Genomic DNA, 4,518 nt, shown 5'->3' on the forward strand with positions numbered 1-4,518 from the left:
GCAGTCAGGGTGGTTTTACCGTGGTCAACGTGACCGATGGTGCCCACGTTTATGTGCAGTTTGTTACGTTGAAATTGTTCTTTAGACATCGCTTGTCCCTCTAAGACACGGATATATCAAAGATATCATCACATCAACCAGGCTTTACCTGAGTGCAGGATTTACAAAGAGAGAATCAGGGAGGAGATAAAGGAAGTGGTGCTGATACCCAGAGTCGAACTGGGGACCTCACCCTTACCAAGGGTGCGCTCTACCAACTGAGCCATATCAGCACATCTGGAGCGGGCAGCGGGAATCGAACCCGCATCATCAGCTTGGAAGGCTGAGGTAATAGCCATTATACGATGCCCGCATCCTGGAACTCGGCTACCTGTTCTTTCTGTAGCTTGTGAATAATAAGAGATGTTCCCCTACTATTCGAAGTCTGCCAATGTGGCTGACCGACTTTAACTGTGCCGAAGCGCAGCTTGAATTTGGGGTGAGAGAAGTGACTCACCAACAGATGAACCGGTTGTTTATCTGCTCTCAACCGCGAGGGTTAAGATGGTGGTGGGAGAAGGATTCGAACCTTCGAAGTCTGTGACGGCAGATTTACAGTCTGCTCCCTTTGGCCGCTCGGGAATCCCACCTACTTGATGGTGCCGGCTACCGGAATCGAACTGGTGACCTACTGATTACAAGTCAGTTGCTCTACCAACTGAGCTAAGCCGGCATCAGGTGACGCGCATTTTAGGAAGGTCGGCGGCAGGATGCAACAAAAAAATCACTGTTTTTTCGCTATCGCTTACTATTTGTGCGAGTCGACGCATTTCTTCAACTGGATGGCGGAAAAACAGGCGGAAACGCCCTGTTTTTTCAGGGTACGGCCCCGTTCCGGCCCGTCTATTTTTATTACGCAACTTTTTTACAGCCAGCGCGCTTTTTCTTTCCTGTGCGATTTTGTTGCCTGACGCCGATCGCGTCACAGTAAGAAACGCGGCTGACCGGAGAAGATATGGACGCTCTGCAGGCCGAAATCGGAAAAGTGCTAACGCGCGCAGCTATTTGCAAAAGCGTGCGCGGATTTATCATTTTTCTTCTTTTTATTGTCACACTGATGTTAACCTCCAGCCCATTGTTCTCAGTAAAGACTCTGTGACATGCGGTTGCGTGCATCTGAGGCGCCAGATTTTTCTTCGCCTCCTGGATAAAAGCGGCTTTGCAGTCAGACGCATGCTTATGAATAAAAAGAATTCACCTCTGACCACGCCCTATTTAGAGTTCACTCGCCAACAGTGGGCTGCCTTACGCAGTTCTGTGCCGATGACCCTTACGGAAGAAGAGATCGCACAGCTGAAAGGCATTAACGAAGATCTCTCGCTGGAAGAAGTCGCCGAGATCTATCTTCCCCTGTCGCGCCTGCTCAACTTTTACATCAGTTCCAATTTGCGTCGTCAGGCGGTTCTGGAGCAGTTCCTGGGCACTGCCGGCGAGAAAATTCCCTATATCATTAGCATCGCCGGCAGTGTCGCCGTGGGTAAAAGCACCACCGCGCGCGTGCTGCAGGCGCTGCTGAGCCGCTGGCCCGAACATCGCAAAGTCGAACTCATCACCACGGATGGATTTCTTCATCCCAATGCGGTGTTGAAAGAGCGCGGCCTGATGAAAAAGAAAGGGTTCCCGCAGTCTTATGATATGCACCGGCTGGTTAATTTCGTCTCAGACCTAAAGTCAGGCGTGCGCCAGGTGACGGCGCCGGTCTATTCGCATCTGGTTTATGATGTCGTTCCCGGCGGCGATAAGGTCGTACATCAGCTCGATATCCTTATCCTTGAAGGGCTGAACGTATTACAAAGCGGTATGGACTATCCTCACGATCCGCATCATGTCTTTGTATCCGACTTCGTTGATTTTTCTATCTACGTCGATGCCCCTGAGGATTTATTGCAGCGCTGGTATATCAACCGCTTCCTTAAATTCCGGCAGGGCGCGTTTACCGATCCCGATTCTTATTTCCACCACTATGCGCAGCTCTCTGAAGAAGAGGCTGTGCAGATCGCAACGGGCTTATGGAAAGAGATCAACTGGCTGAACCTTAAGGAAAATATTCTGCCTACCCGGGAGCGCGCCAGCCTTATCATGACCAAAGGCGGCAATCACGCGGTAGATAAAGTCCGGCTGCGCAAATAATAAAAAAGCCTGCGCGAAGCAGGCTTTTTTATTACTGTGGGCGAAGCGAAATTTCGCCGCCCACCCAGGATTTTAGCTCGCCATCCTGTTCCAGCAGCAGGCCGCCCTGCTTATCGATACCTTGCGCCACGCCATAAATCTCTCGCTCGCCGATTAATAGCTTCACGGGCCGCCCGAAAAAGTTATCCAGCACTTTCCAGCGTTCGGTAAAGGGCGTCAGCCCGTCGCGCTCAAAAACAGGCAGCGCCTCGCGCAGGCTGTTAATCAGCCTGGCGGCAAGATTATTACGATCGATTTCAATCCCCGCTTCCTGCAGGTTGATCCAGCCCTGACTGATTTGCGCCGCCTCGGCGCCGCGCATCGCCAAGTTGATCCCGGCGCCAATCACGATCTGCGCCGCATCGCCCGTTTTGCCCGTGAGCTCAACCAGAATGCCCGCCAGTTTACGGTCCTGCAGATAGAGATCGTTGGGCCATTTAACACGCACATCCTGCGCGCCCAGCTGCTGTAACGTTTCCGCCATAACGATACCAATCACCAGGCTCAGCCCCATCGCCGCCGCAGGCCCCTGCTCCAGCCGCCAGTACATCGACATATAAAGATTGGCGCCGAAAGGCGAAAACCACTGCCGCCCGCGTCGCCCCCGGCCCGCCTGCTGATACTCTGCAATACAGGCATCACCCGAAGAGAGCGTATTCATACGGTCAAGCAGATACTGGTTGGTAGAATCAATAACCGGAATGACGGCCAGGTTCGGCTGTTTCAGCTGCGAGAGAATAGCCTCTTTGTCCAGCAGCTGCATCGGCGCGGGCAGACTGTAGCCCTTTCCCGTTAACGTATAGATATCCAGTCCCCAGCTTTTCAGCGTCTGAATATGTTTGTTGATGGCGGCGCGGCTCATGCCCAGCGATTCGCCGAGCTGTTCCCCAGAATGGAACTCTCCGTCTGCCAGGATCTCAACCAGCTTTAACGGGATGCTGTGGTCTTTCATAGAATGGCCTCTACTGCATTGCACTCGCCCTGTGCGCCGATAAAGCGTACCTCCGGCTCCAGCCAGACATCGAACTTCTCGCCGACGCGGGCGCGCACGGTTCTCGCCAGTGCCACCACGTCTTGTGAGGTGGCGCGATCCGCGTTGATCAGCACCAGTGCCTGCTGTTGATGCACTGCGGCACCGCCAAGACGAAAGCCTTTGAGATCGCATTGATCGATTAACCAGCCAGCCGCCAGCTTGACCTCGCCATTCGCTTGCGGATAGTGCGGCATGTTGAGGTAGCTAAGCATAAGCTGGTTGGCCTGCTCACGGCTGATCAGCGGGTTTTTAAAGAAGCTGCCTACATTGCCTGTGACTTTGGGATCGGGCAGCTTGCTCTGCCGCATATGGCATACGGCGTTGAAGACTTCCCATGCGGTAACTGTGGCTGGATTAAGGCGCATTAAATCGCCGTAGGTGAGCACCGGCTGCCACTTCTTAGACAGGCTAAGGCCAACGGCAGTAATGGCGTAGCCCTGCTGATATTGATGCTTGAAAATGCTGTCGCGGTAGCCAAACGCGCACTCCTCGCGACGCAGCCGCTGCGTCACGCCGGTATCGAGGTGCAGCACATCGACGTAATCGCATACGTCTTTAAGCTCGACGCCGTATGCGCCGATATTTGGGATCGGTGACGATCCCGTCATACCGGGAATAAGGGCCAGGTTTTCAAGGCCGGGAATGCCCTTTTTCAGGGTTAACTCAACCAGAGCATGCCAGTTTTCGCCTGCGCCGACGTGAAGCTGCCAAGCCTCATCCTGCTCTGTTATTTCGATGCCTTTGATGCGGTTGAGGACAACGGTGCCAGTGAAGTCTTCCAGGAAAAGCACATTGCTGCCTTCGCCCAGTAAAAGTAATGGCCGGTTGTTCTCTTTGGCCTCTTGCCAGGCGCGAAGAATGGTTGCTGGCGTATCAGCGATAACGCGTTGATACGCGCCTACCTCAAGACCAAGGGTATTATCGTGTTGCAGTGAAGGATACTGGTGGGACATTTTGCAGCCTTAACGAAATTATCTGCGCGTAGTTTACCGCATCACTTCAGGCTTGTAGGGAAGTTTTGTTTACCCTGGGGTGTGCAAAAGCGCTTTTTTACCGTTTTTGCATGCAAAAAATGCCCTGGCAGGGCGTCTGAGGATCGGGCTTCTTTAGCAGAACGATCGTACGCCGGCGGGATCGCCGACGTTTTTGCCAGAACGCGGACGTAAAAAAGCCCCTGCGTCAGCAGGGGGCTTTTTCGGGTTGGATGCCTGGCAGTTTCCTACTCTCGCGTGGGGAGGCCCCGCACTACCATCGGCGCTACGGCGTTTCACTTCTGA

Annotated in this window: 5 protein-coding genes and 4 tRNA genes; 1 reads left to right on the forward strand and 8 read right to left on the reverse strand. The window is 53.5% G+C overall.

From position 1 onward, the window contains the following. The 6 genes from EIO60_RS04790 to EIO60_RS04815 all read right to left on the reverse strand — a co-directional run. On the reverse strand, positions 1-89 hold an 89-nt coding region (locus EIO60_RS04790; RefSeq protein ID WP_258576078.1), incomplete at its 3' end, for a GTP-binding protein. Positions 90-196: 107 nt separating this feature from the next. Next, positions 197-272: transfer RNA gene (locus tag EIO60_RS04795), tRNA-Thr, on the reverse strand. Between the two features lie 5 nt (positions 273-277). Beyond that, positions 278-352, reverse strand: a tRNA-Gly gene (locus EIO60_RS04800). Between the two features lie 192 nt (positions 353-544). Next, positions 545-629, reverse strand: a tRNA-Tyr gene (locus EIO60_RS04805). Positions 630-636: 7 nt separating this feature from the next. Then, positions 637-712, reverse strand: a tRNA-Thr gene (locus tag EIO60_RS04810). A gap of 1 nt (position 713) precedes the next feature. Next, on the reverse strand, positions 714-965 hold the full coding sequence (locus tag EIO60_RS04815) for a hypothetical protein (protein WP_258576074.1): 252 nt from the start codon (positions 963-965) through the stop codon (positions 714-716). Between the two features lie 253 nt (positions 966-1,218). Here EIO60_RS04815 and coaA point away from each other — a divergent pair, with 253 nt between their 5' ends. Next, the gene (coaA, locus tag EIO60_RS04820) at positions 1,219-2,169 is read left to right on the forward strand and encodes a type I pantothenate kinase (RefSeq protein WP_258576075.1); all 951 of its coding nucleotides are present in this window, start codon (positions 1,219-1,221) and stop codon (positions 2,167-2,169) included. 31 nt (positions 2,170-2,200) lie between these two features. Here coaA and birA read toward each other — a convergent pair whose 3' ends face one another. Next, the gene (gene birA, locus EIO60_RS04825; protein ID WP_258576076.1) at positions 2,201-3,160 is read right to left on the reverse strand and encodes a bifunctional biotin--[acetyl-CoA-carboxylase] ligase/biotin operon repressor BirA; all 960 of its coding nucleotides are present in this window, start codon (positions 3,158-3,160) and stop codon (positions 2,201-2,203) included. Then, complete coding sequence (murB, locus tag EIO60_RS04830; protein ID WP_258576077.1) at positions 3,157-4,194, reverse strand: UDP-N-acetylmuramate dehydrogenase; 1,038 nt, start codon at positions 4,192-4,194, stop codon at positions 3,157-3,159. Before murB ends, birA begins: the two co-directional genes overlap by 4 nt. Positions 4,195-4,518 lie beyond the last annotated feature (324 nt).

Source organism: Candidatus Pantoea persica (genome assembly GCF_013753875.1).
GTDB lineage: Bacteria > Pseudomonadota > Gammaproteobacteria > Enterobacterales > Enterobacteriaceae > Pantoea > Pantoea persica.